This is a genomic window from Emticicia sp. (assembly GCF_049241225.1).
Taxonomy (GTDB): domain Bacteria; phylum Bacteroidota; class Bacteroidia; order Cytophagales; family Spirosomataceae; genus Emticicia.
In genome coordinates, this window is record NZ_JBMLRC010000050.1 from 1 (window position 1) to 3369 (window position 3369).

Sequence of the window (3369 nt, forward strand, 5' to 3'; positions counted from 1 at the left end):
TATAAATTCCAATTATTAAGTCCCGAACAAACGGGCATCGACTTTTCGAATGATTTAGTGCCGAGCAAAGATTTAAATATCTTCAACTATATGTATTTCTACAACGGCGGCGGTGTTGGGGCTGGCGACTTAAACAACGATGGTTTAGTCGATTTATGCTTCACCTCAAACCTCAAAGAAAACAAGCTCTACCTTAATAAAGGCGGACTCAAATTTGAAGATATTACCTCCAAAAGTAATTTTAAATCAAACAAAGGTTGGTCAACTGGCGTATCAATCGTTGATATTAACCAAGATGGAAAACTCGACATTTACATTAGTCAAGTGGGCGATTATGAAGGCTTAAAAGGACAAAATCTGCTCTATGTTTGTCAGAAAATCACCCCCGAAGGCATTCCCGTTTATGAAGAGTTATCGAAGGAATACGGCTTAGATTTAAGAGGGTTCGGCACGCAAGCGGCCTTTTTCGATTACGATTTAGATGGTGATTTAGATATGTTCATGCTCAATCACTCAGTGCATAGCAATGGTACTTTCGGAGCAAGAGCCAATTTCGATGGAACATTTCACCCAACAGCGGGCGATAAATTGTTTATGGCTACCAAAGATGGAGCCTCGTCGCACCCACGCTATGTGGATGTAACTCAAAATTCGGGTATCATCGGTACGGTTTTGGGCTATGGCTTGGGCGTATGCGTGGGCGATGTCAATTTAGATGGTTACCCTGATATGTACATCGGCAATGATTTTCATGAAAACGATTACCTCTACATCAATCAAAAGGGTGCTGGATTCAAGGACGAAATCAACAGCCAAATGATGCACACGAGCCAGTTTTCGATGGGAGTTGATATTGCCGACATCAATAATGATGCTTTCCCTGAAATCGTATCGTTGGATATGCTCCCCAACGACCCCGAAATTTTGAAACGCTCAGAGGGCGACGATGCCTACAATATCTTTAATTACAAACTAAAACAAGGCTATAACCATCAGTTTTCGAGAAATAACCTCCAATTAAATAACAAAAACGGTACTTTCTCCGAAATTGGTATGTTTGCGGGCATTCATGCCACCGACTGGTCGTGGGCATCGCTCTTTGTCGATTTCGATAATGATGGCTACAAAGATTTGTTCGTATCGAACGGCATTGGCAAACGCATGAACGACATCGACTACATTAAGTTTGCCTCCGATGAAGTCATTCAAGAAAAAATCAGAGAAAAGAAATTCGATGAAACGGATGTTTCGTTGGTTGATAAATTGCCCGAAATCAAGCTTTTCAATAAATTCTTTTCCAATCAAGCTAATTTGGCATTCAAGGATGCTGAGGCCGAAATTCTTGACGATAAACTTTCTTTCTCAAACGGCTCAGTTTATGCCGATTTAGATAACGATGGAGATTTAGACATCATCACCAACAACATCAACGAAAAAGCCTTTATCTACGAAAACTTTGCGAATAAAAATAACCCACAAAACAAATCGCTGACGATTTCGCTCAAAGGTGACGCTCAAAATCTCAATGCTATTGGCACGAAGTGTTTAGTTTTCAAGAAAGATAAAACCATTACCTACGAAAAATTCCCAGTGCGAGGTTTTCAGTCAAGTATGGAAATTCCACTCACCATTGGGCTTGGAAATGCCGCCGAAGTTGATTCGATTGTAATCATTTGGCCGAATAATACTTACCAGAAACTCGATAAATCAAGTTTCGCTAAAAACAAAATTCAAGTAAATTTCACGGCAGATTTGCCTATTTTCGATTATAAAACCTTAGTTCCGAAGTCAAAGACAGTAGAGTTTCAGAATATTGCACAGCAAATAGGCTTAGAAATAAAGCACGAAGAAAACAATTTTGTTGAGTTTGACCGTGAAATTCTGATTCCTAATATGATGTCAACCGAAGGGCCAGCTTTGGCCGTGGCCGATGTCAATCACGATGGTTTGGAAGATGTTTTTGTGGGTTCGGCAAGAGATTTTAAAAGTCAAATTTTATTACAAAAAACCGATGGTAAGTTCGCCCGAACCAAGCAGCCTGCCATTGAAAAAGACAGTCTATACGAAGATATTGATGCGATTTTTGTTGATGTAAACGCCGATACGCACCTCGATTTAGTAGTTGCCACGGGCGGAAATGAGTTTTTTGGTAAAGCACAAAGCCTTACCCAGCGACTTTATCTCAACGATGGCAAAGGAAATTTCACGCTAAAGCCCGATGCTTTCAATGGTATTTACATGACCGCTTCTTCGGTCAAACCGATTGATATTGATGCTGATGGCAAAATGGATTTATTTATTTCGGGTCGGGCTGTGCCGTGGGATTATGGTGCAATGCCTCGTTCGTATCTGCTCAAAAATGATGGGACGGGTAAATTTACTGATGTTACGGCGGCCATTGCTCCCGAACTTGCCCAAGCAGGTTTAGTAAAAAATGCTACTTTTGCCGATATGGACAAAGATGGCGACCAAGATTTACTTTTGGCTTTGGAGTGGGATTCGATAACGATGTTTGAAAATAACAAAGGTAAATTCACGAAAAAAGTCTTAAGTCAGGAAAAAGGTTGGTGGAATTTCACGCTACCATTCGATTTCGATGGTGATGGCGACATAGATATTTTGGCAGGAAATCTGGGGCAAAATAGCCGATTACAAGCATCGACTTCACAACCTATACGCATGTACGTGAATGATTATGACGGAAATGGCAAAAGAGAACAAATCCTGACTTATTACTTAAATGGCAAAGAAATTCCGTTTGCCAATAAGCTAGAAATTGATAAGCAATTACCCGTTACAAAGAAAAAATACTTACTGGCTAAAGATTTTGCCAAAGCCAGCATTGCTGATATTGTCGGTAAAGACCTCTTAAATTCTGCCACATTATTTGAAGCAGATTATTTTAGTAATGCCATTTTGATAAACGACGGCAAAGGAAATTTCACAACCAAACCACTACCAGCCAATGCCCAATTTACGCCATTTAACGATGCTCAAATCATTGATGCTAATGGCGATTCTCTGCCCGATGTACTACTGATGGGCAACTTCTATGAGTGTAATATTCAAATGGGCCGATACGATGCCGACTACGGTACGGTATTGATAAATCGAGAAAAAGGCGACTTTGAAGCTACTCAAATGCAAGGATTACCAGTAAAAGGACAAGTAAGAAGGCTGAAAAAGATAAAAATTGGCAAAGAAGATATTATCTTAGCGGCCAGAAATAACGATTACTTGATGGCAATCAAGCTCGCCCTCAGAAAAAATCAGTAGCGAAGGGCATCGTGACTAACAAAATTAAAATATGAGTGTAGTAAAAAAACTGGCGAGCGACACCGCCCTTTATGGTTTAAGTAGTATTGTTGG

The 3369-nt window shown here is 40.1% G+C and carries 1 protein-coding gene; it reads left to right on the top strand.

Annotated features, from left to right (window positions below; translation table 11 throughout):
• The coding region (locus ACOVO2_RS03325) for a VCBS repeat-containing protein (RefSeq protein ID WP_421768605.1) at positions 1 to 3276 on the top strand (3276 nt) is incomplete at its 5' end.
• Between the last annotated feature and the right edge of the window lie 93 nt (positions 3277 to 3369).